General features: G+C 44.4%; 38 protein-coding genes. 14 read left to right on the top strand and 24 right to left on the bottom strand.

Going from position 1 to position 26,575, the window contains the following annotated elements:
* The 16 genes from AB8846_RS22015 to AB8846_RS21940 all read right to left on the bottom strand — a co-directional run.
* The coding region (locus AB8846_RS22015) for a hypothetical protein (protein WP_370733726.1) at positions 1-378 on the bottom strand (378 nt) is incomplete at its 3' end.
* Positions 379-680: 302 nt separating this feature from the next.
* On the bottom strand, positions 681-2,354 hold the full coding sequence (locus tag AB8846_RS22010) for a DEAD/DEAH box helicase (RefSeq protein ID WP_370733725.1): 1,674 nt from the start codon (positions 2,352-2,354) through the stop codon (positions 681-683).
* 206 nt (positions 2,355-2,560) lie between these two features.
* Entirely contained in the window at positions 2,561-3,436 is an 876-nt protein-coding gene (locus AB8846_RS22005; RefSeq protein ID WP_370733724.1) for a hypothetical protein, read from the bottom strand.
* A 1-nt stretch (position 3,437) separates the two neighbouring features.
* Entirely contained in the window at positions 3,438-3,902 is a 465-nt protein-coding gene (locus AB8846_RS22000; protein ID WP_370733723.1) for a deaminase, read from the bottom strand.
* 60 nt (positions 3,903-3,962) lie between these two features.
* Complete coding sequence (locus tag AB8846_RS21995; RefSeq protein ID WP_370733722.1) at positions 3,963-4,502, bottom strand: DUF669 domain-containing protein; 540 nt, start codon at positions 4,500-4,502, stop codon at positions 3,963-3,965.
* A 104-nt stretch (positions 4,503-4,606) separates the two neighbouring features.
* On the bottom strand, positions 4,607-5,497 hold the full coding sequence (locus tag AB8846_RS21990) for an ATP-binding protein (protein WP_370733721.1): 891 nt from the start codon (positions 5,495-5,497) through the stop codon (positions 4,607-4,609).
* Positions 5,497-5,727: a hypothetical protein gene (locus AB8846_RS21985; RefSeq protein WP_370733720.1), complete on the bottom strand. Its 231-nt coding sequence runs from the start codon at positions 5,725-5,727 to the stop codon at positions 5,497-5,499. The genes AB8846_RS21990 and AB8846_RS21985 overlap by 1 nt, the downstream gene beginning before the upstream one ends.
* A gap of 59 nt (positions 5,728-5,786) precedes the next feature.
* Positions 5,787-6,212 carry a hypothetical protein gene (locus tag AB8846_RS21980; RefSeq protein ID WP_370733719.1) on the bottom strand — a complete coding sequence of 142 codons (426 nt, stop codon included), beginning with the start codon at positions 6,210-6,212 and terminating at the stop codon, positions 5,787-5,789.
* Positions 6,213-6,258: 46 nt separating this feature from the next.
* Complete coding sequence (locus AB8846_RS21975) at positions 6,259-7,572, bottom strand: hypothetical protein (protein ID WP_370733718.1); 1,314 nt, start codon at positions 7,570-7,572, stop codon at positions 6,259-6,261.
* 66 nt (positions 7,573-7,638) lie between these two features.
* A complete protein-coding gene (locus AB8846_RS21970; RefSeq protein ID WP_370733717.1) occupies positions 7,639-7,935 on the bottom strand; it encodes a hypothetical protein in 297 nt (98 codons plus the stop codon).
* Between the two features lie 68 nt (positions 7,936-8,003).
* Positions 8,004-8,336, bottom strand: coding sequence for a hypothetical protein (locus tag AB8846_RS21965; protein ID WP_370733716.1), 333 nt, complete (start codon positions 8,334-8,336; stop codon positions 8,004-8,006).
* Positions 8,337-8,381: 45 nt separating this feature from the next.
* Positions 8,382-8,810, bottom strand: a complete 429-nt coding sequence (locus AB8846_RS21960) for a hypothetical protein (protein ID WP_370733715.1) — start codon at positions 8,808-8,810, stop codon at positions 8,382-8,384.
* On the bottom strand, positions 8,695-9,105 hold the full coding sequence (locus AB8846_RS21955) for a hypothetical protein (protein WP_370733714.1): 411 nt from the start codon (positions 9,103-9,105) through the stop codon (positions 8,695-8,697). Before AB8846_RS21955 ends, AB8846_RS21960 begins: the two co-directional genes overlap by 116 nt.
* Positions 9,102-9,443, bottom strand: a complete 342-nt coding sequence (locus tag AB8846_RS21950) for a hypothetical protein (RefSeq protein ID WP_370733713.1) — start codon at positions 9,441-9,443, stop codon at positions 9,102-9,104. Before AB8846_RS21950 ends, AB8846_RS21955 begins: the two co-directional genes overlap by 4 nt.
* Positions 9,440-9,808, bottom strand: coding sequence for a hypothetical protein (locus AB8846_RS21945; protein ID WP_370733712.1), 369 nt, complete (start codon positions 9,806-9,808; stop codon positions 9,440-9,442). Before AB8846_RS21945 ends, AB8846_RS21950 begins: the two co-directional genes overlap by 4 nt.
* A gap of 316 nt (positions 9,809-10,124) precedes the next feature.
* The gene (locus AB8846_RS21940; protein WP_370733711.1) at positions 10,125-10,550 is read right to left on the bottom strand and encodes a hypothetical protein; all 426 of its coding nucleotides are present in this window, start codon (positions 10,548-10,550) and stop codon (positions 10,125-10,127) included.
* Between the two features lie 152 nt (positions 10,551-10,702).
* Between AB8846_RS21940 and AB8846_RS21935 the strand changes: the two genes are divergently transcribed.
* The 3 genes from AB8846_RS21935 to AB8846_RS21925 all read left to right on the top strand — a co-directional run bounded on the left by AB8846_RS21935 (position 10,703) and on the right by AB8846_RS21925 (position 14,468).
* Positions 10,703-11,035, top strand: a complete 333-nt coding sequence (locus AB8846_RS21935; RefSeq protein ID WP_370733710.1) for a hypothetical protein — start codon at positions 10,703-10,705, stop codon at positions 11,033-11,035.
* Positions 11,010-13,544, top strand: a complete 2,535-nt coding sequence (locus tag AB8846_RS21930) for a hypothetical protein (protein WP_370733709.1) — start codon at positions 11,010-11,012, stop codon at positions 13,542-13,544. The genes AB8846_RS21935 and AB8846_RS21930 overlap by 26 nt, the downstream gene beginning before the upstream one ends.
* Positions 13,545-14,039: 495 nt before the next feature.
* Positions 14,040-14,468, top strand: a complete 429-nt coding sequence (locus tag AB8846_RS21925; protein ID WP_370733708.1) for a hypothetical protein — start codon at positions 14,040-14,042, stop codon at positions 14,466-14,468.
* Here AB8846_RS21925 and AB8846_RS21920 read toward each other — a convergent pair.
* The 8 genes from AB8846_RS21920 to AB8846_RS21885 form a co-directional block, all read right to left on the bottom strand.
* Positions 14,461-14,649, bottom strand: coding sequence for a hypothetical protein (locus AB8846_RS21920; protein ID WP_370733707.1), 189 nt, complete (start codon positions 14,647-14,649; stop codon positions 14,461-14,463). The two genes, AB8846_RS21925 and AB8846_RS21920, sit on opposite strands and share 8 nt — an antisense overlap.
* Complete coding sequence (locus AB8846_RS21915; protein WP_370733706.1) at positions 14,650-14,895, bottom strand: hypothetical protein; 246 nt, start codon at positions 14,893-14,895, stop codon at positions 14,650-14,652.
* A 173-nt stretch (positions 14,896-15,068) separates the two neighbouring features.
* The gene (locus AB8846_RS21910) at positions 15,069-15,374 is read right to left on the bottom strand and encodes a hypothetical protein (protein ID WP_370733705.1); all 306 of its coding nucleotides are present in this window, start codon (positions 15,372-15,374) and stop codon (positions 15,069-15,071) included.
* Between the two features lie 54 nt (positions 15,375-15,428).
* On the bottom strand, positions 15,429-15,629 hold the full coding sequence (locus AB8846_RS21905) for a hypothetical protein (RefSeq protein ID WP_370733704.1): 201 nt from the start codon (positions 15,627-15,629) through the stop codon (positions 15,429-15,431).
* On the bottom strand, positions 15,620-15,856 hold the full coding sequence (locus AB8846_RS21900; protein ID WP_370733703.1) for a hypothetical protein: 237 nt from the start codon (positions 15,854-15,856) through the stop codon (positions 15,620-15,622). Before AB8846_RS21900 ends, AB8846_RS21905 begins: the two co-directional genes overlap by 10 nt.
* 65 nt (positions 15,857-15,921) lie before the next feature.
* Positions 15,922-16,095 (bottom strand): hypothetical protein, encoded by a 174-nt coding sequence (locus tag AB8846_RS21895; protein WP_370733702.1) that lies wholly within the window; start codon positions 16,093-16,095, stop codon positions 15,922-15,924.
* A complete protein-coding gene (locus AB8846_RS21890) occupies positions 16,092-16,355 on the bottom strand; it encodes a hypothetical protein (RefSeq protein ID WP_370733701.1) in 264 nt (87 codons plus the stop codon). The genes AB8846_RS21895 and AB8846_RS21890 overlap by 4 nt, the downstream gene beginning before the upstream one ends.
* Positions 16,356-16,417: 62 nt before the next feature.
* Positions 16,418-16,984, bottom strand: a complete 567-nt coding sequence (locus tag AB8846_RS21885; RefSeq protein WP_370733700.1) for a hypothetical protein — start codon at positions 16,982-16,984, stop codon at positions 16,418-16,420.
* Positions 16,985-18,086: 1,102 nt separating this feature from the next.
* Here AB8846_RS21885 and AB8846_RS21880 point away from each other — a divergent pair.
* The 11 genes from AB8846_RS21880 (at position 18,087) to AB8846_RS21830 (ending at position 26,471) form a co-directional block, all read left to right on the top strand.
* Positions 18,087-18,596: a hypothetical protein gene (locus AB8846_RS21880; protein ID WP_370733699.1), complete on the top strand. Its 510-nt coding sequence runs from the start codon at positions 18,087-18,089 to the stop codon at positions 18,594-18,596.
* Complete coding sequence (locus AB8846_RS21875) at positions 18,589-18,858, top strand: hypothetical protein (RefSeq protein WP_370733698.1); 270 nt, start codon at positions 18,589-18,591, stop codon at positions 18,856-18,858. Before AB8846_RS21880 ends, AB8846_RS21875 begins: the two co-directional genes overlap by 8 nt.
* Positions 18,855-19,526 (top strand): hypothetical protein, encoded by a 672-nt coding sequence (locus tag AB8846_RS21870; protein ID WP_370733697.1) that lies wholly within the window; start codon positions 18,855-18,857, stop codon positions 19,524-19,526. Before AB8846_RS21875 ends, AB8846_RS21870 begins: the two co-directional genes overlap by 4 nt.
* Positions 19,523-20,023 carry a hypothetical protein gene (locus AB8846_RS21865; protein ID WP_370733696.1) on the top strand — a complete coding sequence of 167 codons (501 nt, stop codon included), beginning with the start codon at positions 19,523-19,525 and terminating at the stop codon, positions 20,021-20,023. Before AB8846_RS21870 ends, AB8846_RS21865 begins: the two co-directional genes overlap by 4 nt.
* Positions 20,020-20,823: a hypothetical protein gene (locus tag AB8846_RS21860; protein ID WP_370733695.1), complete on the top strand. Its 804-nt coding sequence runs from the start codon at positions 20,020-20,022 to the stop codon at positions 20,821-20,823. Before AB8846_RS21865 ends, AB8846_RS21860 begins: the two co-directional genes overlap by 4 nt.
* Entirely contained in the window at positions 20,823-21,110 is a 288-nt protein-coding gene (locus tag AB8846_RS21855) for a hypothetical protein (protein ID WP_370733694.1), read from the top strand. The genes AB8846_RS21860 and AB8846_RS21855 overlap by 1 nt, the downstream gene beginning before the upstream one ends.
* Before the next feature lie 176 nt (positions 21,111-21,286).
* Positions 21,287-21,583, top strand: coding sequence for a hypothetical protein (locus AB8846_RS21850; protein ID WP_370733693.1), 297 nt, complete (start codon positions 21,287-21,289; stop codon positions 21,581-21,583).
* Positions 21,583-23,031 (top strand): phage terminase large subunit, encoded by a 1,449-nt coding sequence (locus AB8846_RS21845; RefSeq protein ID WP_370733692.1) that lies wholly within the window; start codon positions 21,583-21,585, stop codon positions 23,029-23,031. The genes AB8846_RS21850 and AB8846_RS21845 overlap by 1 nt, the downstream gene beginning before the upstream one ends.
* A 1-nt stretch (position 23,032) precedes the next feature.
* Positions 23,033-24,595: a DUF4055 domain-containing protein gene (locus tag AB8846_RS21840; protein WP_370733691.1), complete on the top strand. Its 1,563-nt coding sequence runs from the start codon at positions 23,033-23,035 to the stop codon at positions 24,593-24,595.
* Positions 24,596-24,773: 178 nt separating this feature from the next.
* Complete coding sequence (locus AB8846_RS21835; RefSeq protein ID WP_370733690.1) at positions 24,774-25,490, top strand: hypothetical protein; 717 nt, start codon at positions 24,774-24,776, stop codon at positions 25,488-25,490.
* 3 nt (positions 25,491-25,493) lie between these two features.
* Entirely contained in the window at positions 25,494-26,471 is a 978-nt protein-coding gene (locus AB8846_RS21830) for a major capsid protein (protein ID WP_370733689.1), read from the top strand.
* Positions 26,472-26,575: the final 104 nt, after the last annotated feature.

The following is a 26,575-nucleotide window of genomic DNA, read 5'->3' as shown; positions in this document are numbered from 1 at the left end:
TTCAGCTTTCTCTTCAGCTTTGCGAATCTGCTCAGCAGCTTTCGCTTCGGCTTTTTCAGCTTTAGCTTTAGCACGCGCTTCAGCTTTCAGACGTTTCTCTTCGGCTTTAGCCGCATCACGTTCTGCCTTCGCAGTATCGATGCGTTTAGCCAGAACTTTACCGGTAGCTTTACGCCAGTAGGTCAGCTGAGAAGAAACGGTGCCGCGGGACATTTCGGTTTGTGCAACCACTTTGTCCATAACGTCAGAGCTGGATTCGCCTGCTTCGTGTGCCTGGTCAGCCAGGTCCCAAACGAAACGCGCACCAGTGCCAGCTGCCGGGTACATAACGCCGTTTACTTCTTCTTTACCAGATACAAAAGTCAGTTTCTCGCTCATAATTTTTTCCTCGTCTACAGGGCTTAATGTTTGTTTACGTGGTTAAGTATAACCCTTTTAAAAAAGTATGTACACATCTTTTTTAAACTTTTTTCATACGCGTCTAAAAAGGAATGTCATACTCAAAATCTTTACAACCGGATGCTTGTATCTTCGGCGGCGGTAACTTGCCTCCGAACCGTGTGCAAACATCTTCCTTATAATAGAGGCACTGCACACAACTCATATCCTGTAAAAAGATGATGAGTTGTCTACGAGCTTCTGGCGGCAACGTCTTTGCGATTGCTGCCACTTTATTGAATTCATCTTGGTTGGCCAAAACCGTTCCCCCAGTCATAATTCATGATTTGTGGGTAAGGACGCTTAATCCATACCTTCAGTTGCTTAGGTACAGCAAGCTCACCCTTACGTTTGATAAACTCGTCACATGTTGATGGAGGCTCAGTGCCTGCAGCATTCTTCCACCAAGCATCTGCCATATTCTTAGCAGACCCATAAGCTTCAACGTTGACCCATGTTGTGTATATCTCCAGGTTAGAATAGTATATTACCTTTATACTATCGGGTCTTCCTGGTTTCTGAAACAACGAATAGTTTACCAGCGTAACTGGCTTATCTACAACACGAAGTTGTCCATTCGTCATTACTTCTTCTTCCGAAGATTCCATTGCAATAGCAGGACCTGACGTCTGGAACGTAAATTCATGCCCGCAAGCAGGATGTACACCATTTTCGTCAGGCTTACTTCCTTTAGCAGGATGCTTACAGAACTTGGCTGCAAATCCACTTACCTGATGGCATATAGGACATACCTTTCCACCAACAGTCTTTGGCCCGCCTTTCTTTTTCTTCTTGCCAAGTCTTGGAGGCACTGCAGGGTCGTCGATAGGACCAAGGTCAATAGTGTTAGATGTAAAGTCCATTACCAGGCAGTTCTCTTTGCCCGGTGCAGTACGTAAACCACGACCAAGAATCTGTACCCACAAAGCGACAGAAGTGGATGGTCTGAGAATCCCGAGCATATCAATCTCTGGATAGTCAAACCCTGTTGTCAATACGTTTACGTTAACACAGACACGGGCTCTACCACTTGTAAACTCATCAAGCAGATGCTCTCGCTCTTTCTTACTTAACCCGCCGTGTATGACAACTGTCTTCCAGCCGCGTATCTCAAACTCATCGGCTACTTCATACGCATGGTCAACACTTACCGCAAATACAAGTATGTGATGCCTGTCACTACCATAGTGCATCATCTCACGAATGGCTGCACCGGTTATATCTGCCTGATTGACTGCTGCTTCAAGTTCGGAAGGTATGTAATCACCCATACGTGTTCCGACATTCGAAGTGTCAATCTTAGTTAATACTTTTTTGTTGACAAGGCGTGACAAGAAACCTTCATTCACAAGACGAGTGAATGAGTCAGGTGTTGTCAGGTCATAGCAGATGTCTGTAAATATACCGCAGTCAAGTAAGTGACCACCAGCTAAACGGTACGGAGTTGCTGTAAGACCGGTAACCTTAATCTTCGGATTGACTTCCTTGAAGTGTGCAATTACCTTACGATAAGTTGTCTCGGACTTCTCTGGAACAAGATGAGCTTCGTCAATGAAGATAAGATTGAACTTACCAGCTTCTTCCAGGTTATTGATGATGGACTGAATTGACGCTACAACAATACGACCTGATAAGTCTTTACGACCTACAGACGATGAGTAGATTGAAACTGGTGCGTGTGGCCAGTGACGAGTAATCGCCTTGGCATCCTGCTCAACAAGTTCTTTAACGTGTGTCAGGATAAGAATACGTTGACGAGGATATTGAGTAAGAATATCCTTCATAAGCATACCGAGTACAGGAGACTTACCTGACCCAGTAGGCATGACAATCAATGGATTGCCTGAATGTGAATTGAAGTAAGACCACCAGGCGGTGACTGCTTCTTGTTGATACCAGCGAGCTTCAAAAGCCATCAGTAAGTCTCCAGCTGACCTTGAGCGTAAAGTTTATTCATACAACGTTTTAAAGCGCGCTTACACAGACCGCACTTATTCGCTAAATTGATAACATGGGAACGGCGCATAGCGCGCTGAATGACTGTACGACGACGTTGTGACTTCATAACTGTCTCCTCATTTAATATAGACATTATATCACTTCCATGTGATAACGTACACTTTTACTTTAAGGAGAAGGTGACAGGTTCTTCACTTTGTGGGAAGACGTCTGCAGGTTTATAATCCCCGCATGCTGCTAGCTGTGTTTGAATTGTTTCAAGGTTATGGTTATGCTTCTTGCAGTACCATACCTTGCCCTGTACAGGAGACGAGTATGCACAGGTCCTGCAGTTCTTATCTGGAGCAGCACCTTTGTGGCACAGATGATGGTATTCACACATACCTACACGACATTGCCACCATAACGGCGATTCAGAAAGCTTCGGCATGTCAAGTCCAGACTCAGCAGTAATCACGGCTTCTGCTTTTGATAACTGCATATCACTTTCTAACAAGTCGATGGTAATCTCTTCATAATACATCTCATCGGTGTTCTTGTTGATTGCAATATACAATGCCCTGTCAAGCTTCAGCTCTCGCATATAAACCTGCATCTGAGAATAGTGAACAGGTTTACTTGCTTTAACAGACTTGTGTTTAATCAGCTCTTTAAATGACTTATCACCGTGTGTCTTAAACTCGGTTAAAGCCCATACACCATTGAACTTGATTACACAGTCACACGACCCAGAAAAGATGTCGTTGAATTTACTGATTCGCCATTGCTTACCAGTCTTAGGGTTGACAGGTAATACTTCTTCACAAACAGAACGAAGCCAACCGATGATACGGTCTTCTTCCAGTGTACCACGGTTAAACAATCGCAATTGCTTAGCTGTGAACTTCTCTTTGTACGACCAGTGCAATACGTGCCACAGGTAACGATAACACTCGTGTCCAATTTGCGAAGCACCTAAATGTCCGCGACGTTCTTCCTTCTCGTGGGCTTCGACAATAGCAACATCAATACGTTTGCCAATCTTATCCAGCAATCCCATTCTAGTCTCCTGCAATGTCTCCAGGTTCAAACTCATCGTAGATAACTCCTGCTCCCACAACCAGGTGAGAGACGGCGTTTGCCATGCTGTCTTTCCACTTGGATTGCTTAGCCTTGTGTACAAAGGCTACAACACGTCTGACGTGTAAATTGGCAGTAAGCATCTTCGCACAATGTTCGCACGGAGGATATGTGATGTATACAGTAACCGGGCCTAACGAGGAAGCGTCTAACTCCTTCCTTATATTAGCTAGTGCATTTACCTCACTATGTATAGTGAGAGCGTTCTTAAGCTCGTTAGGCACCTCCTTTAAGGCGTCTAACTGCTCAGGCAAACCGTTATAACCTGTTGATATAATTCGCTTTTTGGCATCGACGATTACACATCCAACCTGGCGCTTAGGGTCCTTAGACCAGCTAGCAATCTCCTGAGCCACACGTAAAAAACGCTTATCCCACTTATCCATAGTATCCTCCGCATACAAAAACAGGAGCCGAAGCTCCTGTTTGATTATACCTGGGTTAGATTACTCTTCCCAAGGAGCCGGTTCGTCGGTCTTACCAGACGTAGCACCAGCAGCGGCACCTGCACCCGCACCCGCAGTCGCTGTTTGTTTCTGCGAGGTCGCTTGAGATGCACCTTGCGTTGAACCAACAGCAGTAGTTGCTTCAGACGCATTTTTGTATTCTTTAATATCGTTGCGGTCGTCGTACTGACCGGTCTTATCAATCTTAATACCGACCTTACCCATTACGATGCGGTTTTCCAGCAGGTCAGTACTGGTAAGTTCAACGATACCAACTGCACGGCACAGCTGAGACAGTTTGCGGTGGCCAATATCAACAGCCTGTTGATTCGGGTTGGAGTAGGTAATCATGTCAAACACGACACGGTTAGCGAACTCACCTTCATTAACACGCAAACGAAGGGACAGGTATGAACCAGTTCCTGTAGCAGTCGGCTTAAGCTCGACTTCTTCAATCATCAGTTGATACCAGTTCTTAGGAATTGGGTCAAACGATGCTTGTGGTTCGACTTCTGCAGAGTTAAACTGTAATTCAGCCATGGGTTTTACCTTTTCAATAGTTTAAGTTTTGGTTTAACGCTTTACCGGCAGCGTTCGGCCGTGGAACACATTATACGCCACTTTTTATCGCGGCGTAAACGTTTTTATTCGCCGGATTCTTTTTCGGCTTTAGCCTGTTCAGCCGCCTTCTTGGCAATCCAAGCCATATGCTTTTCTTTCGATTCATCTGAACCGATTTTGGTAACACCGCCTGGGTCAGTGTTATTCGCTTGTTCTGCTTCACGCCCAGTCATAAGCACATAGCTATCAGACTCAGCATGGTAGTACCAAAGCTGATAAGGATGATACCCCTGCAGCTTGTCGTAAATCCAGCCAAGGTTAGCAGGCTCACGTGCTTCCAGCTCACGACCTGGTGCATTACGACACTTAGCTTCCCATTGGAAGTCAGGTTGTGTCTGCAGGTAACGTTCACAGTTACCATCCTTATCAGGTGCAGTCATGCGTAAAGCAAGTACAGCATCCATAAGATAAGGAAGTTGTTTCGGTAACTGCTGACCAGGCATGAGAGGCGAATAAAGCATTGCACCGGTAACTTCATCTTTATTCTTCTCCAGCTTACAAAGGTAAGCAACGCTGAAAGGCAGGTCACGGAACTGACGCATGATGTACATCATCTTGTCGTTAGTGTTACCATATGCCTGACGTTTGTCGTTGACCTGAGTCTTCTCATAGTCAAGACATACTTCAGCGACGTCAGAAAGAGAGTCGAAGATAAGGTGCTTGTACTTCTTCGCTTCTTTGCTTTCAGTCAGCCATTTGTACAAGTCCAGAATATCCTGGAACTTGCCAATGGGAGTTGAGTCAATATCTGCATCAGCTACAGACATCAAACCACCTTCAGCATCGATGATAAGCACTTCACCGTGAGGCAGTGTTTTAGCCAGGCTGGTCTTACCTACACCAGACTGGCCATACACCGCAACCTTTGGCAGTTTGTTTTCAACTGCCGATTTGGTAGAGCGGATTTGTACCATTAATGATAGTCCTCGTATAACATTTCAGTGTCAGCGTACATCAAATAAAGTGCCTCGACGGCATCGTCCAGACTCTCGAATTGTTCACCGCAAACGTAGAACTCGGACACTCCGTCTTGTGGGTAACGTTCTTCAACTACCCAGTCATGACGAATACCGTAAGTCCAATAGTCACAGGCTTCACCTGCTTTCAGTTTACGGGTGGCTTTGAATTGGTTGAGTGTTAACATGGCTCGCTCCTCATGTGTATAGGAGTATTATACCCCACTTACATGGGGTATGTACACTACTATTTCACACGAGTTGCGTTACACGACATCGGATGGTGACCAAGTCTTGTGACTAGACCATCAAGCAGAATTCCAGCGTGAGTCTCGTTGTATGCTTCTACCCACAAAGGCAATTCCATATTCGGCATGTACACATTGAACCTGTACACTTCTTTGACTGCCTTGCTGACAAGCATAATGTCAAGAGGTTTCGGAAGCTCAATACCTTTGCTCTTCCAAAAGTTATGGAACTCAACACTGTTGACAATACCATACAGTACACGCTGAGTCAAGTCAGTCTTGAGGTCTGCCCTTGCTTTAGTATTGATATAGAAACGGCAAGAGAAGAACTCGTTGACGTTAACGATGTCAACCGCATAAACCATGTTAGGTTCATCGGTTGTTGGTGCAGTATATACTACGTGTTTAGTTTTGAACAGTTCCATCGTACTCTCCTTGGAGGAAGAGGCGGGATTGCTCCCGCCGTATTAATTATTGCAGCTGGTCTTTCAGTGCAGCGATACCCTGGAGCAGAGAAGCAATCTCAGGATTGGTCTGAGCCAGTTCCATTACAACAGACTGCTTACGACGGTCCATCTCAGCCTGTACTTCCAGGTCAAGACGTGCAGTTGCTTCACGAAGTAACTGCTCAGCCTGCTGGCGACGTTCATACTTCTCAAAGTCAGGTACAGATACAATCCACTTCAGTGTTGCGCTGTTAAAGCCTGAAGCATTAACTTCTGACACAGACACAACATCAACCAGCTTAGTACCTGCCAGCTCAGGATAGTTGCTGTTGCGAACATCTACAACGGCTTTGTCACCGACCTTAACTTTGCCGATGTACTTGTAGGTGTACACACGACCGTTAGGTTCAAACTTAACACCGACATACTTCAGTTTGTCGTCAGCAACATCTTGTGCCAGGTTAACTACCACAGGCTCAGAGTGAGTGTGATTAGCCAGCTGTTGTGCAGACATCATTTTAGATGTCAGGTACTGCTCAGAGAAGGTTGGCTTAATAGTGCTGAACACATTTTCGTTGTAGGTCAGCCAGTTACCAGTCTCATCGATACAAGCAATCTGGTTAGTACCGTCCAGCGAACGAACGCCAGGACGATTCTTTTCGATGTTATACAGTTTACCGATGTTCAGGTTGGCGTACTGCTTGCATGCAATACCCCAGTTCTGTTTTTCGGATTTGAACTGCTGGAAACGGTTGACGCTAAAGTTCTGCTTCAGCCCGCGGTCGTCGATAATCCAGATGTTCTCGTACGCATTATCGGTGGCGCCAAGGTTGGCATACACTTTACCCTGGGTTAGCAGGCGAGTGTTACCTTCGTCAACACAGATAACAAAGTTAACTGCATCGTGAGCTTTACCGTTTTTATCGAATACTTTAGCCATTGGTTTTGTTTCCTTTGTATGATGAACGCTTTTGATACGAGCTGTATATTGACCAGGTTTAATTGGTCCGTCTGTGGTAAGAGCCAGCTTAACGCAAACACCCTTACCGATAAAGTGTGATAATTCCACGTGAGTCACCTCAGGTTGTGGGCGGGAAAAGAAATCAGCCATCTCAAATGAACTCCACCAAAAAGAAGCGTTAAATGGGTGTTCACTTAAGTCAAGGATAGGTTTTCCCGCGCTGAAGTGAGCCGGTGCCTTACCCTGGTAGTTGACGCTCTTACCGATAGTTGAAGCATCTATGGCAATCTGTTCCAGACGAGCGATTGCTGCTTCATACTTACGTTCAAAAGCTGTAGGACCAAACAGCGCACGACGAATACGGGACAGATTGAACATGATTGTGTTTCCTTATTGCTTAACCGTTAAAAAGATTATATCACTAGTTAGTGGTGATGTATACCTTTATTTTAATAAAGAAGTGCAAATAGCATCACACAAACAATGATGAGGTTGCTCATAGTCTGCAAACATAAACTGCTGACCATTAGCAACGACCAGCTCATCCTCGATTCGCAGTTCAATACCAGCCTTCAGCATTAAGTCAAAGGCTTGCTCTTTGTTCTTGTACGGGTCGTAGATAAGATGAAACCCAGACCCACAAAGAAGACAAGGTTTGCCTTCCAGTTTGTATGCAGCAGACTCTTTGACAGTGACGCCGGCAATGTGTGCCAGCTTCGCTAAATCATCTAACTTAGCCATGTGTAATGTACTCCACTATTTGTGTGGCAAGATAACACCCGTAAACCAGGCAACCAACTACGATAGCATCAAGAATCAGACTTGCTAGTTTCATCTGGCATCACCTGTATAATAATACGCTCTTTGTCAATCACTTCAATTGAGATACCAACCAGCTCTTTACCTGGTTCAGTGAATGCTTTACATTGTATGAACGATGTACCATACAACATAGCCTGGTCAATCGCGTGACGAAGCTTGACGTTATCCTGATACATATGACGCACACGAGGTAAGACATTACAAAGAGGTTCTTTCTCGTCCATACCAATTGAGCGCATAATTGATTTAAGTATGCCCAAATGATGGTTGTACTTATCTTCCAGCGTATAACGCTGACCAGTCTTATTATCCATTACCATGTTAGTCTCCAATAAAGAAGGGGCTTGTGTTAAGCCCCTTGCTAATTACTCGGCGTCGTCCGTTTCAGCCGCAGTGAATGTTACAGTCGGAATACCTGGTGACACTTTAACGATTGGGTCAACAATCGCAAGCTGTTCAGGAGTCAGGTTACGATATGCTGTAATACTCATATCATACTTGGCTTTGAACAGTTTAGCCGCAACAACCTTCGGCAACTTCTTCATGACTTCTGGAACAAGTTTCTGCTCCAGACTACGGTTGATTTTTTGTTCAACCTTCAGCTTACCAGGTACACCATGCAAGGAGAAGTCAGTAGTCTGTGTACCTTCTTTACCCTTGCTGATAATCATGTCACGTTCAAGACGAGACTTGATTGTCCGGCGCAGAAGTTCCTGGTCTTCCTTCGCCTTCGCCATCCACTTGTTCAGGTTGGACAGGTTGTCCAGCAGCTGTTCCGTTGTCAGCTGTTCCATTGCTTCCGGTGTTAGTTTGGTCATTACTTGTTTCCTCATCAGGAGTAGATTGAACTGGCAACAGCACAGCCAGATAGTTATTGTATGCTTCCCGGAACAGAGCTATCGCTTTGCTTCGCTTGAGCTCTATTATACCATTAGTGGTATGCACACGTAAAACATTATTTTTCTGCTTGCCAATCCCCTTAACGAGGAACTCAATCCTGCGAACATCTTCAAGCATGATGATGTCGATTGTGCCGCCCCATTCGTCACTGCCTTCGGGCTTGGCTTGGTGCATGAATGCAAAATTCAAAATGGTAACTCCCTGAAGTAATACGGTTTAAAGTTAATACGAGCAAGTGCATTCTTCATGCTGAGGTCTGTTGCATACAGCTCAGTGAAGTGAAATACAAGTTTGAACTTGTCACCTGCAAGTATTCCTGACTGGTCATCATACCACTTCTCAACCAGCTTACGACGTTTACGCCAACGAATATCAACGTAAACGCAGATACTACCATCAGTCATGTCACCGATAGATTCAACATAACCGATAATTGGCTTGCTGGTAGGGTCAGCGATAAGTACACGGTCACCTTTAGCAAGCTCATTCAAATTCTCAACGCGCTTGATATAGTTCTTAGTTTTCATCGTTCATTCCTTACCAGTTCACAAGCACGTTCAAAGTTCTTTTCACCGAACTTCTTACGACAGTCATTAGCAAAATAACCGTCACCAACCAGGTAGTTACCTGGCGTATTAAACTCGCCGACACCCATCAGCTTACGTGCCGCTTGCATACAAGAATGAGACGGTCTTGACACAGGACGAGTCAAACCACGTTCAGCTTTTGTGGGTACCTTATGCAGGTTGTTCAATTGCTCAAGCACACCAGGTAAATAGTCGGTGTGGAAGTGTGCAATACATTCAGATTCTGCTTCGTCAGGCGTGCCAATCCAAAGCTCTACAACACCACCTTCAACACGTGCACGAATACCAAAATTAGGTTTACGCATATTACCTCCAGCGAGGATGGTCGTCACAAGTGTACAACCACTCAGTTACAAACATTGGATAACCGCCAGTAGGATTACCTTTACCGTCATAGGTAGTAATCCAAGTCATACGCTGGCGTGATTCCATTGTCTGTTGGCAGTTATGTTTCTTCATATCTGCCCTGTCCCAAAAGAACCATGCAGTTATGCCGGCAATGAACAATATAATTACGATTGCTTTGCCCATGTTAGTTTACCATAAAGTAAGCAGTAATACCCCAGACCAAACCACAGTAAACAACACAGGCGATAGCCATATAACCACGATTAGATAGTTTCATTTGTAAATGTCCATCCAGTTACGATACTCGTCATAAAAGTGCGGCCACTCTTCTGTGGGATGCAGTTTAATAGATACACCGTTAACCAGGTGCAATGTGTAGGTCTGGCGATTGACGTACATAATATTACTGTACGGGAAGATATTGCCCGCAGTGTCGGTGAAGTAAGTTGGTGTGTTGTGTAACACTTCTGCCAATGCAACTAACTGGTCCAGCTCAGCACTGTAGTGCTCACGGTTAAAAGACACAGCAGTATTATCGCCTTCCGTTACTGAGTCAGTTGTTAACCAACCACGAATAGGAATACCTGCCGCATCTTTTTCAATTGTAATGTCCTTAATATCGGACGAACGAAAAGTCATACGGGTTACAAACTCGTCGTCTTCCTTTTTGGTGCGACGAATCACGATTGAATGGTACATTGATTGTGTCTCCTCGTTGTTAATCTTCATTTATTATGCATATAAAGGAGGGACATGTACATAGATAATTTAGTATAAAATACTTAAAAGTCTATGTACACTGATGTCTTTTTGGTTATATAATGGAGGTCCGCTAAAAGAGGAGAGTCACAATGATTAAGCCAAAGCTGTTACGGCACATTCGTAACGGTGTTAAACTGCTTGCCGAAGGAAATGAGTATACTTGCAAGCAACGAGGTATCACGAAAGTCGGTCTATTTAATAAAGAACTGCCAATGCGATACTTCACCAAGTCACCATTGACCCTGGTTCCTGCAGCAGAGTATTACAAAGACCCCGAAGCAGCACGTGCAAAGATTAAGGATGCACTTGATTTGCTTGTCGAGGAAGGCTACTTGACTATTCGTCAACACACTGAATCATCTTTCTATTATAAGCCAACCCTCAAGGTAACCAGCAATGACAATGACGAGTCAGCCGAGTGATATTTTAGGGCTGAAGTTCTTCAAACCAGAAGGCATCCCTCAAGTCTTCAAAGATATGAAGCGCTGGGGTATCTTCGAATTAACGTACGAAGACGATAAGCTCGAAGTACAATCAAAACCTAAGAAACCGGCAAGGGCCCCGTCCGGGCGTTCCTTTAGCACCACTGTACCTGAAGAGTGGATGACATTCGACGAAGCATTGAATCGATGCATTCGCAACCGTGAGATGAAGATTAAAGCTGTACAAGGTAACATAACCTTTGTACCAGCATTGATTGTTCCTCGCCAATGGTACTTTGTTGACCTGGACAACCATGAAGACAACCCAGATATTGAGGCAACCCACAAAGCCATAATTGAAGGGACTCGCGGTGCTTATGCTGAGACATCTATCTCGGGTAAAGGTCAGCACATCGCTATACCATTACCATGGACTGCAGCAACGTCCAAAGAGAAAGACGACCTGCTGGACATCAAAATCCAGAAGGCTGAGATGTTCCTGGTAATGACAGGTAATGTGTTGAGTGAGTTCAACGCTAACCCTGTATCAGCCAAGCAATGGCATGAAGCTATTGAGCGATTCTTCCGTGATGCTTCAGCTCCTGATATTGATGTACAGTTTGAGCAAGACCCTGACTTGGGTGAAGAGCATGACAAAGAGCTGTATGCTCAGTTAGCCGAGAATACTCGTTGGGCATTAGAACACCCAATGAATGAGCATGCACCTGATGGTGTTGGTGTAAGTAATGATGGTTCCGAACGTCTTAGCCGTATATTGAAAGACTTACTTCGTGTTACCCGTAATTACGAAGTCACACAGCGCATCTTTATGTCCAGTGCTGCAGCTCAGTACTCAGGACGACGTGCAAGCCGTATCAATTTGAGTGAGACACAATATCTGCAATGGTTCAGCCGTGTAGGTAAGACTGTACTCAAAGAGATGCAACGTGACGGGTTGTTTGTCAAGACTGCATTTGCTCTGGACATTAACAAAGAGCTGATGAAGAAGTCTGGCATTAAACTTGCCGACAATGTAGAGTTCAAGGTTGACGAAGATATTTTACCGTCTGAAGAGTTTGTGCGTACAGCTCCAACAGGTTTCAAAGCTCTTATCGCCGAAGTGCAAAGTAATATTGCACCAAGCAAACGAGTGAATGACTATGCTATCGGCACTGCACTCAATATCCTGAGTAACTGTGCAGGACGCAAGTACGTTTGCCCTGTTGAAGGTCACGCAAACTTCCTGGTGACTAACATCATCCTTGTGGGTGGTTCATCTATCGGTAAGTCACTCTATACCGAGATGTTCCCGCAGATTCAGGCCGGTCTTCCAGAAGGTTCACCGCTGAGTCTGTTACGCATACCCCGTGAACAGACGTTTGCAACCAGGACATTTGCCGAAATGATGGCTAACCCGTCATTCCACTCGGTACAACTGTTCTACCCTGAATTTGGCCTGGCATTAGGTTCTGGTTTACGTATGAACCCTAACAACCCAGACAACTTCCAAAAGGCTTTAATGGATGCTTCAACCAAGCGTAAGGTTGGCGGTATCTTAACAGGTATTAAACGTGCCAATGCTGAGAATGATGTCAAAGCAGTTCACGAACCTTGTTACTCTATCTTTGGTGACTCGACTCAAGAGCTTATCCTTGACAACACCCGTAAGCAAGACTTCTCGTCTGGTTTCTTGCCACGCTTCCTGTTCATTCCGAACTACGAGCGAGCAGACTTCGCACAACCTGAGAAGGTAGGACGCCGTAAAGAAGTTCGCCGAGTACAGTTCAGCAAGGATATGATTGAGCAGCTTGAGGCAATTGCTTATGTCAATGCTATTCCACCAAACGGACGGCTGAGACACGAACCAATCGCCATTTACGATGAGTCTGACGATGATGACATCTTGTATGAGTACCAATGCAAGATTAATGACATGCGTCGCTATTATCGTGATAACGAAGTTGCATCAGCCTTTGTGGGTCGTATGGGAGAATATGTCTTCAATATCGCCTCACTGATTGGTTTACTTGATAACTGGGACAACCCTGTAATGACTCGTGATAACATTGAATGGGCATACAAATATGTTCTTCGTTGTATCACAGCCTGGGTTAACAATGCCAGCAAGGTAATTGCTCCACCTACAACTGATGCTGAAGTGGTTGACGGCTTCCTCAAAGTGTATCGGGACCTTTTGGCCCATTACAACAAGAAAGGCTGGGCAGGCATTGTTAAGGAATATCCTGAAGGCGTGGTCCGTAGCTTAAGGGAAGATCATCTCAAGATGAATGGCTTATCAATATATGCTATTCGTCAATCCCTGAGTTGGTTCAAATCTAACTACAACTTTAACATGACTGCTAATAACAAGGTTATTGACGGCATGCTTCAGGACATGATTGACCAGGACTATCTTGCAGTACAAATATACAAACCCACAAGAGGGAAGTCCAGCAATCTTTACTGTTTAACCGAGCGAGGTTATGACACAGCGAAGAAACTGAAGTAAAATCAAGGGCTTATGTATTAAATTACGTAAGCCCTTATTTTTTAAGCTCATTTTTTCACGGGAGGCTATCTATAAGAGTATATGAACCGGATTTTAGGTATTATATACTTATAAGTACTTGTTTTATAAACTCTTTCCAATTCTCATGAATTAGTAAATATATGGAGCCCTTTATAAAGATAAGGGGGTAATTAAAGGGGGATACAAGGACCGGATTAAAGGGGGTATATATTTATTTATTATTATTATTATTATTATATATTATTAATTATATTAGAAGTAAAGAAAACAAGCACTTAAAAGTGTCTATATGTATGATACGGTAGTATATCTTTATGAATATCAGACCGGATAAGAAAAAACTTACGCCGGCGGAAAATTTAAAAAAGTCGGATTGCTAAATAAATTCGTAGACGTTTACACTGTGATTAATATGTAGTACAATAATCACCAATATCCCAAATTAGCAGAATTTTCAACAGGATTGAATACAATATGGTTAACATTCGAGTAAAAGGCCAAAACTTTGAACGTAAAATGGCAAAAAAATTCAATGAATCATTCGGATTGAATGTTGAACGCAATCTTCAACAGTCTATTAATGGCGGGGATGACTTACTCGGGGTACCGTTTTTCAGCGTTGAGCTTAAAAAACACAATACAAAAGCCATCGGTACGTGGTGGCGTCAATGCGAGGAATCAGCAAAGCGTCATGACAAGACACCTGTACTAATATACGAACTTCCACGCCAAAAGCCAGTCGTTGTAATGCGACGCAGTGACGTGGATGTTGGTATATTACCACTTGGCACAACTTTCAAAGAGGCAACTAACAGGCTCTTTGTGGGTTTGGTAGAGCTAACATGGGAACAATTTTGCCAGGTCTACAACTTTTACGTTGCGCCTGGCGTTGATGTCAGTTAACAGGTTTTAGCTCGTCACAAATAACACGCTGGTTTTGTGCAGGCACTAATCCCAGTTCTAACAAAGTGTATGGACTATCGGCAGCACATTGCTCTACGGTAGTCCATTCAGGTTTCGCTTCAACAACTTTATATTCACAGTCATGTGCAGCGATACAAGTAGCAAGAATCAAACCAATCATTTATTTACTCCTGATGCCAAGTTTATTGAACAACCAAATACACATATCAACCCAGGTTACTGGTAAAGTTTTCGGGGGTTGATAAGACCATGCTTTTGCAGCTCGCTCCGCATTTTCTTCTCGCCTGCGCGCTTGGCGTAATACCTGACTGTCAGTAATGCCGGCAGAAAAAACATCGGCAATGTGAGATAAATCGCGTCGATGAACACGTCCAACCAAATCATTCAGTTGCTCCTCAGAAAACATAACTAAACACCATAGATACGATAACAATACCAATTACAATCCGCCACATGCTACGATTAACAGCATATACCGGATTTTCAGTAGTATACTCAACAACATGTTTACGGACCATAATCGGCCTCCTTGTGGGTTAATTCAATCATGAGGACTTTCATCAAATCCTCATTGTTGAATTACTCATCATCAGCAGTATAATTGGAAATATCTTCCGCCAATGTTTCAATGTCAAACACCGCATTCAAGAAAGAATGCTCAACAACAGCTTTATCAAGCTCATCATCATAATAAAGCTCAATGTAACTACCATACAACTCTTCTACACTTTCAACTGCAGGATAAATCTCATGCACTGCAGCATAGAAATCATCAAAATTATCAAAACAACGACAATTTGTCAACTCTTGACCTTGCATCATTTCAACTAACTCATTAGTCAGATAAAAATAGCAATTGTGCTGGTTAATAATGAATGGTGTCATGTTTCTCTCCTCAGTGATATTAATCAAGTCCCGGATACCGAGACTTTGTTAATTTCACTCAATCATCACCTGAGCTACTATTATACACTCTTTATTGAACCTGGTAAACACTTTACCTGCATTGGTACGTTTTGCACCAGCTTTTAATGCAGTTTGTGTCCAGACATTCCACTCTTCAGTTGTCAAAAATTGTTGGTCAACTTTTGGAGGTAACTGTTGAGCTATATGAACTGTAGTAAATTTGATTAATGGCATACACCACCATAACTTTGGATTTGTACACAAAAACTTCTGAAATTGTGAAGAGGAATATCGTCACAATTAATGAAGTATTGACCAGTTAAAGATTTCAAACCAAACCGCACATAACCTTTGTTAAGGTTGAGACGCACAATCTCACAAAATAAATCATATGCGCCCAATTCCTGAACTTTTGGATGATTAACGTCTGGGTTAAAGTCAATCAGCATTTCTACTTTCATGTTTCTTCTCCTGTTGAATAATTTCAATCATGAACTATCGCAACTTTGATAGTTCATTGTTGAAACTATTGCAATTTTGTACTAATTTGAATCGTGAGTCTGAATTGTTCAAGTAAGTCGCTAACGCGAGAATTATCTTCAACACTAGACTCAATTTGATCACTAACAATTTGAGCATTTGATTCAAGAAGTTCAATCAAGTGCGCCAATTCGTCTGCTGTCAGTTTAAGTTCTTTCATAATTTTAACAACCATCCCATTACCAGTCCAAGGTCAGCAATATCGTCACTATCGCGCTCGCCATCTTTGAATTCAGTACAAAACATTCTCATGATTTGCGCCAAATTCATGTTGATGACATACGCATGAATTTTCAAGTCCTCAAGAGGAGTGTCAAGAATTAATTGACCAAACTCCTGAAAACTTTCGTCCCAATTCAAGAACCATTCACGTGCGTAATGATGCAACTTGTCCATCAGGTCTTTGTCGTCAAGTGTCATGTTTTTTACTCCTGTTGATTAATAATTTCAATCCAGACCTCTCGTAAGAGGTCTGTCAGAAATTACTCTTCAGTTTCTTGTTCCGGAGCTTTATCATCAGCTTTATCATCAGTTTTTACAACTGATTTACCGTCAGTGATTTTACCGGATTTTACATCATTACGGTAGTATGACATATAAGACTGTACAACACGTTTTGCCTTAATATCATCATCTGCCATTTCACAAGCTTTCATTGCATCTGCAAGTGCCAGCTTGGAATCTTCTTTGTCCAGCAAGTTGTAATCTTTGAACACGGTATAGCATGTGTCCTTAGTTGATGGACCAGTTGAAGTTTTACGGGTGCCACCAGTGCTGGATTTTTGTTTGACCGCAACATGCTGAACTTCAAGTTGATTGAGTTCATCAAACAGCGCCTTCATCATCACTTCTTTGGAATCTTTGATTGTGCAGGTAGTCTCATCATTGAGACTTTTAATCATTTTCAACAGTTGATTGCGTTCAAAATGCTGGAGAGCATTCTGCTGCACAATCATTGACGCCATAGTGTCATCAGTTGTCAGACCGTCCATCACAGCTTCAACAGAAAACGCGGAAGTAATGTAAACGTAGTTGATTGCAGTAGTCATGTTTGTATCCTCTCATTGATAGATTTTTGAATGTCAATCCTTGACAAGTAAGTCCAATCATGACAACTTTGGTAAGTTGTCATTGTTGGAAATTACTCTTGATATTTGACTACTTGTGACTGGATAAAATCAACACAATCATCCACGTCCATTGACTCAAAGTCTGGAACTGGTCCATTGTTAATATTGACACACCACAGTCCCTCATTGTCATCATACCAAAGTGTATAATTGTCTTTCATAATAGTTACCTCATGTATTAGTTTCCAGGTGTGACTACTGTTACCAATAGTCACTGGTTGAAACTATTACTTGTGTTACTATCAACAAGAAACATGTTAACCAGATTGTTAAAGAGCAAAAGACACCATTGACCATCTACCAGATGTGTCTGTTGACTGGTTGAGTACTAACAACATAAGTAACTACATAAATCCTCCTGAACCATTCTTGTGTTGAATTGTTCAACACATTCAATAAATATATAATAGTCCAATCGCTATTGATTGTACATAAAAGAATTGCAAGTTAATGCAAGTATTTAGAAACGATAATCACTTGCGGTTGATAGTGGTTCTCGATTACAATTGATATAGTTACTCGAGTAATCACTTCGTTTGAAATGGTCGGCAGGGGTTATAGTTACATAGGGGTGCTATCTAATAGGGCCGGCGAAATTATTTATAAAAATATAATTTCAATCTGAATTGTAGACGCTTTGAACTACTTCGGCCGAAACTGCTACACGGGTAATAGTTACTCTGGTAATGATTGCGTTGGTAATAGTTCACAACGAAATAGGGTGCGGGGGGTATAATCACTCTGTGTGACCAATTTTAAGCGCCGACGGATTTTTTTATTTTTTGCTCCTTTTTAGACTCTTAGTACTCAATCATCATCATATCAATCACGATTGTGTTACCATAAAGCCTTTTGTACAGCAATTGGAGGCCCCTCCAAAAATTTTTTATATTTTTCTGGAATTGTGTAGACATCTGTTAAAAAGTGGTGTACTTTCTTCTCACCACGCGCTATCATTAATTATCATCAACAACGACGTGTCAACGGACTTGCCTTGACCGTCCCTACTTGTGGGTTACATATGGAACTAGTCACTTTGACTCCGTATCCTCCGCAATTAGCTGTTGTGCTGAGTAAAAAACAGCATGATGAGCTGATTAAAGAGATGGATTTGCCTCCTTTTGGCCATTGGGAGGATGAATATCCTGTCGCTGCAACAACTTTTACCTTCAACCGTAAGAGCTATCCCTATTGCTTTATAGTCGTAGAGCTCTACCTTCCGGACGACCTCCGCTACAATACCATATCCCACGAAGGCATCCATGTCATGTCGTCGCTAATGAAGTATGTCGGTCTTAAGTACGACACAGATAACGACGAATGGTACGCTTATCAGCACGATTTTATAGTAAATGCCATTTGTAAGGCTCATGACGAGTATATAAAGGCCAAAAAAGAGCAAGAAATTGCTCCAAAACGCATAGAAACGGGCAATCATCCGTCTCTTGATGACACTCCACCTTGGCCTGAGCATGACCCAATGAAGGCCTTACTTTCTGAACCATCATCACAGGATTTTTTAAATGACTGAAGCAAACATCCTCGACCTGCCAGTAATCGAAAAAGGCAAACATCTCGAAGTTACTGTTGCGTATGACGCAAAATGCCGTTTACGCAAGCTTCGTGGCGGCTTTATCACGCGAAACATACAGGCAACGGCCAAATTTGGCTGTTACGGTGAGTTGGATATTGATTCAGCTAAGTACCAGCTTGAACACTTGCTCGCCAATAAGTATGGCGCTCGTCGTATTCGCTGGGAAATGTTCAAAATCATTTCGGAGGTAGAGCTGTGATTAATATCATGTTTGCAATGGGCCAGGAAGGCGAATTTGGCCGTTCGCTTGAGCTGCATCGTAAGCTGGTTAGTGAAGCCAAAACTGCTGAAGAGGTCCGTATGCTTCCGTTATCCGGTCTCCCATGGAAGTGTCCGGCTGATATGCTGTTTTTCAGGACTATGACTAATTCAATCGCAACAGAACCAGGCTATAATGCATTTGAGCAACTCCGGGGTCTCTTCCCACAGGAACACCTGCTCGATATGATTCGCGATGTGACAAGCAGAATGGTCGGTCATAGTGTATTGTTAGCCGGTGTGAAAACGTATCAGACTATGAGCTTACCTATGACAGCCCACCGAATACTGCTGCCGGTGTCTCATTCTATCTTGGCTTCAGAAGGCTACAACAATATAGGTGAGTTGGCAGCAGCACTTGAAGACCGTGGTTCAGATGTTTGGATTGTTGGCGGTGCACAGTTAATACTTGCGGCTCTTGAAGAGCATGCCAAAGGTACGCTCCGTGTTGACAACATGTTTATCAGTACAATCAAAGAAGTAGGTCCAAGTGATATATTAATGGACCGTAGCAAATTAATGATGTACATTGATAGTGACTTCACTTATAATGATGAATATGTTGATAACAAATCTGTGCTGATACAGCGTTACCGGAGTGTAAAATGAATATCATAGTTGAGGGACCTGACAATGCTCGTAAATCTACACTTATTAAGTTCCTTGAACCTCATCTTGGCCGCAGCATTATTCATAATACTGTTGACAAAGATGCCGAATCGGTTCTGGCTAAACAGGCCACAGAAAACGCGTTGGAAGGCAATAGTATTTACGACCGCAGCGCTGTTATATCTGAGTATATCTATTGCATGGTTCTTCAACGTGCGCCTGTCATCGATATTGATATATATTCTGTAGCTGAGCTGGTAGACAATAGTATCACTATCTTTTGTCTGCCGCCAGTAGCAGAATGCCTGAATACCACTAAAGACGAAATGCCTGGCGTGGTAGAAAACCTTCAGGCTATCTATGACGCTTATGACAAGATGGTTGACGAACTGTCTTGCATGGGTAAACAATTCTTCGTATTCGACTGGACTATTGACAGTCAGGAAGAAGTGCTTGAATACATTAACGAACGTATTATGAAGGAGTGGAAAAAATGAGCCCAGTATTTAACCAGACAATTACCAAAGAATTGCAAGTTGGTGAACTGCGTAAAGTTGTAACAGTCTCGTCAACTCGTCCTGACCTCAGCTTTGAAGACCTGGTGGCTTTTGCTAACCTGGCCCTTGAAGATAACTCAATCTCTGGCTGCGAAGGCGTCAGTATTGAGCTCAACGTTGAAGGCATCCCTGCCCGTCCCTTTGTGGGTGCAGTCGCTGAACCAAAGCGAGACCCGTTTGCTGAAGTACTTGTGGCCGTATTTGGTCCTTCTCGTGGTACTGACCTTTATGACCGCCTGAATAAAGCAGACTCACAGGCTGAACGTGCACGTAAAGAAGCCCGTGAAGCTGAGAAGTTCAACGGTGAACTCGAATGCCGTACTAGTCAAATGGAAGTCAATGCATTTGACTGGTTTAACGCAAAAATAACTGGTATTAAACTTGACCGTTCTGGTATGGAAAAGGTACTGTATACCGGTGCACGTGAAATTGCAAAAGGCTGGGCTCATGTGCAGATGCTGCAAGAAAAGATTGTTCATATGGAAAAGAACCATCTTGAAGGTGTTGAGCTCATCAACGGCTATAAAGCCCAGATTAACGAACTGCAGCAATTGATGGGCAAACGTGCTGAAGAGTATGAAGCACAAATCCGTGAATTGCATGGTACGTCTGTTGAACTTAACCGTGCTTTTGACCGCGAGCGTGAAACACTCCGTCACGAATACAAAAAGCTTGAAGATTCTAACCAGAAGCTTCGCCGTATTATCGATAACGCTGCAGTACAGGCAAAAGGACTGTAATGGACCTCTTCGAACAGCTTGACAAGCCAGAAATCAACAGTATGGCAGAAGAAAGGCCGTTCGACTGGGAAGCTTTCAAGGCCGGGGAACCGGCCTTAACGTTTACCGGTGAAGTGGCTTATTATGGTGGACCTTGCACACATCCTATGTGTTTAGAAAGGTTCATAGCTATCGTTACTGTTCCGGACCATGCTATTATCAAATATGGCAAAGAAGTAATGCCGTACATTATCAATGAAGAAGGCTTATTTGAGGGCAGAAGCCCTTTTCTGGTAAAAATGGCATAAAACCGGATAAATATAAAGGCGTCTAGGTAGTCCTTATATAGATGTAAGCTACTTATTCGCCTTCCTACTGTAGACCTCCTCCTTATCTCTTTAGACATCCCAGATTCATCTCTTGTTTACATATCCTTTCTACCTCGTTATAATCCGAGCTATCCGGATTGACGAGGACAATATCCATGGCAAAATTGAAAAGTACCCGTGACGCAACAGAAGAACTGTTGAGCACGATGCGTCGTATTAAACTCGAACCTCTGGAGATAATGCAACGGGCTATTGCACAGGCTGAAGCCGAAAGTGATTATAAAGCCATGATGGACGGCGCTCTTGGTATCATGCCATACATGTACCCTAAACTGAAAGAGTCTGTTGTTAAAGCAGACATCGACCAGACGCTTAACGGTAACGGCGTAAACCTGAACATTACTATCGGCGACCAAAAAGTTAACGTCGACGATGAGGATAAGGAAGAGTAATGAATCTCGACTTCCACCTGCACGACAGACAAGGTGCCGCTCTGCAGTCTCAGGCAACTGAGATTCTGTACGGCGGTGCTGCAGGTGGTGGCAAGTCCCACCTTATGCGCGTAATGTCCATCATTATGTGCTGCATGATTCCTGACTTGCAGATTTATCTGTTCCGACGCAACTATAATGACTTGACGGCTAACCATATGGTTGGACCCACAAGTTATCCTGCTTTGCTGGATGGTATGTGTAAAGCCGGCAAGTGTAAGATTAACTATTCCAGCAACACAATCAAGTTCTGGAATGGCGCAAACATCAAGCTGTGTCACCTGCAGTATGAGAAAGACATCTATACCTACCAGGGTGCTGAGATTCACGTTCTGCTGATGGATGAGCTTACTCACTTCTCAGAAACGATGTATCGATTCCTTCGTAACCGTGTTCGACTCGGTGCACTTAAGGTACCTGAGAACTTCTTCCGGCCGCTGCCTCTCATCTTTTGTGGGTCGAACCCCGGCGGCGTAGGACACAACTGGGTTAAGCGTACGTTTGTAACTGCTGCTCCTCCGATGAAGATTGTTAAGCAGGACAAACGCGAAGGTGGTATGGCTCGACAGTACATCCCAGCTAAAATGACTGATAACCCGACACTGATGGAAAACGACCCTGACTACGGCGACCGTCTTGAAGGTCTGGGTGACCCTGCTCTTGTGTCTGCAATGAAAGAAGGTGACTGGGATATTGTTGCTGGTGGTGCACTCGACGATGTATGGTCGACTAAATGTATCATACCTCGTATGCGTATACCTCGCGGATGGACAATTGAACGTTCTCTTGACTGGGGTTCTACTCACCCGTTCTCTGTCGGCTTCTGGGCAATTGCTAACGGCGCGCCTCTTATGGACGACGAAGGCAATGAGTACTATATACCGCGCGGCTCTATTATCCGTATTGCTGAGTGGTATGGTTGTTCTGAAAAAGAAGCTAACAAAGGTATTAAGCTGTCCGCCGTAGAAGTTGCTGAAGGTATTCTCCGAATCCAGGAGAACCTGCAGGCTGGCGGATGGATAGATAGTAATGTCAACGCAGGTCCTGCTGATGGTCAAATCTACGCGAGCAAAGAGAAGGACGTGGAGACTATTGCGAAGAAAATGGAAGACGCCGGAGTAACCTGGGTCAAAGCCGATAAATCGCAAGGGTCGAGAATAAATGGCCTCGAGCTATTCCGTCAGCTCCTGAAAAATGTTAAGATGGACGAAACGGAAAAGCCGGGTATTTATTTCATGGAAAACTGTCCGGCAGCAATAAACACGTTGCCAGTTCTTCCTCGTGATAAGAACAACACTGAGGACGTAGATACCAACTCGGAAGACCACGTATATGATGATTGTCGTTACATGGTTGTAAGAGGTATCAACCGTTATACTACATCAATCAAGATTAATATGGGACGGTAAAATGTCAATACCTTCAGCGACTACTCCGAATGTTGGTTACCAACGTCCTGAGCTAACGAAGAATTCTGGCAAATACAATATGATTAAAGATTGTATTGAAGGCCAGCAGGCTGTTAAACGTCGTAAAACGTTTTATCTTCCGCAGCCAGACCCTACTAACTGTACGGCGGAAAACATTCGCCGTTATGAACAGTACCTTGAGCGTGCTGTATTCTATAACGTGCTGCAGCGTACACTGTCAGGTATGACTGGTCTTGTTTTCCAGCAGCCACCTGAGATGCTCATGCCAGATGATATGGAAGTCCTGCGTGTAAATATCGATGGTGCTGGTATTGGTGCAATCCAACAGATGCGCCGTTGCTTTAAATCTGTATTGGCCTTTGGTCGCGCAGGTATACTTACTGACTTCCCGCCGGCTCGTGTCGACAGTGAGGGCAAGCAACTTGGTTTTACTCGCCAAGAGCTGATGGATGGTACAGTACAACCTACCGTTACGCTGTACATGCCGTGGCAAGTCATTAACTGGCGTGAAGAGTATCGCGAAGGTAAAGTTGTACTGACTCAGGTAGTTATCTGTGAGCAGATTCCTGGCGTTACAGACGGATTCCAGCAGGACTATACTCCTGTGTGGCGCCACCTGTTCCTTGACAGCAATGGTGATTGCACACAAACAATCTGGGTTAACAAAGGTGACCCCAAAGCTGAGAACGTTTCTGGCGGCGCACTGTACGTTGCACAGCAGACTGCAGTTATGAAAGACTCGAACGGTAAGCCTCTCAAGTTTATACCGTTCAAGTTCATTGGTTCTGAAACCAACAGTGCTGAGATTGACCCGCCGCCAATGTATGACCTGGCTGTGCTGAACATCGCACACTATCGTAACTCAGCTGACTACGAAGAATCATGCTTTATCACAGGTCAGCCCACAGTATGGGCGTCTGGTCTGACAGAAGCATGGGTCGAAGATGTTCTCAAGGGTGAACTGCGTCTTGGTTCGTACGGCGGTATTCCGCTGCCAGCTAATGCTGCTGTGGGCATGATTCAGACAAGCCCTAACACCCAGCCGTTCGAAGCAATGAAACAGAAAGAAGCGCAGATGATTGCTATCGGTGCTCGACTGATTCGTGAGAACGGTAAAGTAGAACGTCGTGAAGTTGAAATTAAAAACGAAGCAGCATCTGAAGCCTCGTTAATCGTAACTGTTGCGCAAAACGTTGAAGCAGCATATCGTGAAGCACTTGGTTGGTGCGCTCTGTTCTACGGGCATGACCCTAAAGAACTGACTATCAACCTGAGCTATAACTTCATCTACAGCCAGATGACATATCAGGAACGTCAGCAGCTGGTAAATGAATGGCTCGCAGGTGCAATCACCTTCACCGAAATGCGTAGCAACCTGAAACAAGCTGGCATTGCTAAACTTACTGATGATGAAGCGAAGAAAGCCATTGACGAAGAGATGGCTGAACGTGACGCACGGGAAGTAGCAAAAGAAGCTGAAAAGAATGCTCAAGCAGCTAAGAACAACAATGGGGAAGAAAATAATCCAGAAAAAGTTGAGTAAAGCTATTTACTTTATGCTTACTGGGTTATATAATCCGTTTTGTCAACCGCGCAACAGCCGGCCACGAGAGTCTGCAGGGCTCAGTGGATTTCGGATGGCTGGCTGCGCGGTTTGACCCAAACCTGTTCGGAGCCCACTTGAGTGGATTGAGCCCCTCTCATATAGGATTGAAAATATTATGGCACTTAAAACAGTTGTAACTGACCTGAACGAAATTGACGAAGGCTTCCGTGGCCTGTACGTCAAAGACGATGCTTCTGGTGCGTACCGTCTGGACGTTGAGCCTGACGAGAAAACCACCAAAGAGCTGGAAGAGCTGCGCAAAGAAAAACAGCGTATGGAACAGCACACCAAAAAGCTTCTCGAAGAAAAGAAAAAAGAAGCTGAACGTGCTCGTCTGGCTGAAGAAGAACGTGCTCGCCGCGACCGTGACGTTGAGTCGCTGGAACGTTCTCTGCGTGAAAAGCACCAGGCTGACATCGAAAATGCGAACAGTCGCACAGCATTACTGCAGGCGCAACTCGAAAGCCAAATGGTTGATAACCTGGCAATGCGTCTGGCAAACGAACTCTCTGACACACCAGCACTGATTATGCCGCACATCAAATCTCGACTGCGCGCTCAAGAGATTGATGGTAAGTGGCGTACCTCTGTTGTTGATGTCATGGGTAACCCGACTGCTACCACGCCGGATGAGCTCGTTGAGCACATGCGCGCTGATAAGCAGTTTGCACCTCTTGTGCGTGGAACCAAGGCTGGCGGTGGCGGTGCCAACGGCGGCGGAGCTAATCCTGGTGGGAACGGCAATGGTGAACAACAGCACTCCTTTGGGGGCGGGGACGACCGCGTAGCACGTGCTCGTGCTAAAATTCAAAATACTCAATGGGGCAAATAAAATATGTCACTGTATATCTTTAACGAACAGGTACGTTCCACAGCTACCGAGCTGGTCGACCAGGACGTACAGAAGTTTAACGAAGCTTCCGCCGGCACCCTCATCCTGGGTAACCAGTACGTAATCGGTGATTACGTTGAGCAGGCCATGTGGCAGCTGGTTGATGGTATAGCTAACCGCCGTAACGCGTATGCTGGTACCAACAAAGTTAGCGCTCAGACTCTGGGTCAGATTCTGGACCGCTCTGTTAAAATCGACGGCCGCGTTGGTCCTCTGAATATCACCTCTACCATGATGCGTCGCATCGGTGCTGGTGACTCTGAGCCGGCTGCTGTTGTTGCTGCGCAGGCTTCTGCCGCAATGTTCCAGGATTACCTGAACACCACTGCTGCGTGTCTGGTAGCTTCTATCGGTAACAACGCCGATGTTGTTCTGGACGTTACTTCTGCTTCTGGTACCGCTGCAAACGTTACCATGCAGAACCTGAACAAAGTCAACGCGAAGATGGGTGACCGTTCTCAGCAGATTCGTGCGTACATCATGCACTCTACTGCGTTCCACTCCCTCATCGACCAGGCTATCAACAACACGGAACACCTGTTCCAGATTGGTGACCTGAACGTGTACAAAGACTTCCTGGGTCGTCGTTATGTCATCTCCGACATTCCGTCCCTGGTTGATGGTTCTGGCGCTACCGCCAAGTACCACGTTCTGGGCCTGACTCCGTCGGCTGCTATCGTTCAGGTTGGTGGCCTGTACGACATGGTGACCTCTGAGCAGACTGGTGGTGAGAACATCCTCCGTCAGATGCAGGGTGAATACGACTTCAACGTGTCGCTGAAAGGCTACAGCTGGGTCGGTCACAAAGCTGGTCAGTCTCCGACTGATGCAGACCTGGCAGATGCTGCTTCCTGGTCTAAAGTTGCGACTTCCAACAAAGACACCGCTGGTGTTATGTTGACTGCGAAGTCTGCAATCTAAACCCACAAACGGGACTAACAAAAGGCGTGCTGACGAGCACGCCTTTTTTATTTACAGCAATAAAGTTCTGGTGTATAATCGGACTAAACTTGCTGGAGGATTGG

This window comes from Enterobacter sp. KB-221C9 (genome assembly GCF_041320715.1).
GTDB classification, from domain to species: Bacteria; Pseudomonadota; Gammaproteobacteria; order Enterobacterales; family Enterobacteriaceae; genus Enterobacter; species Enterobacter asburiae_D.
This window is presented reverse-complemented; position numbering and strand designations above follow the sequence as displayed.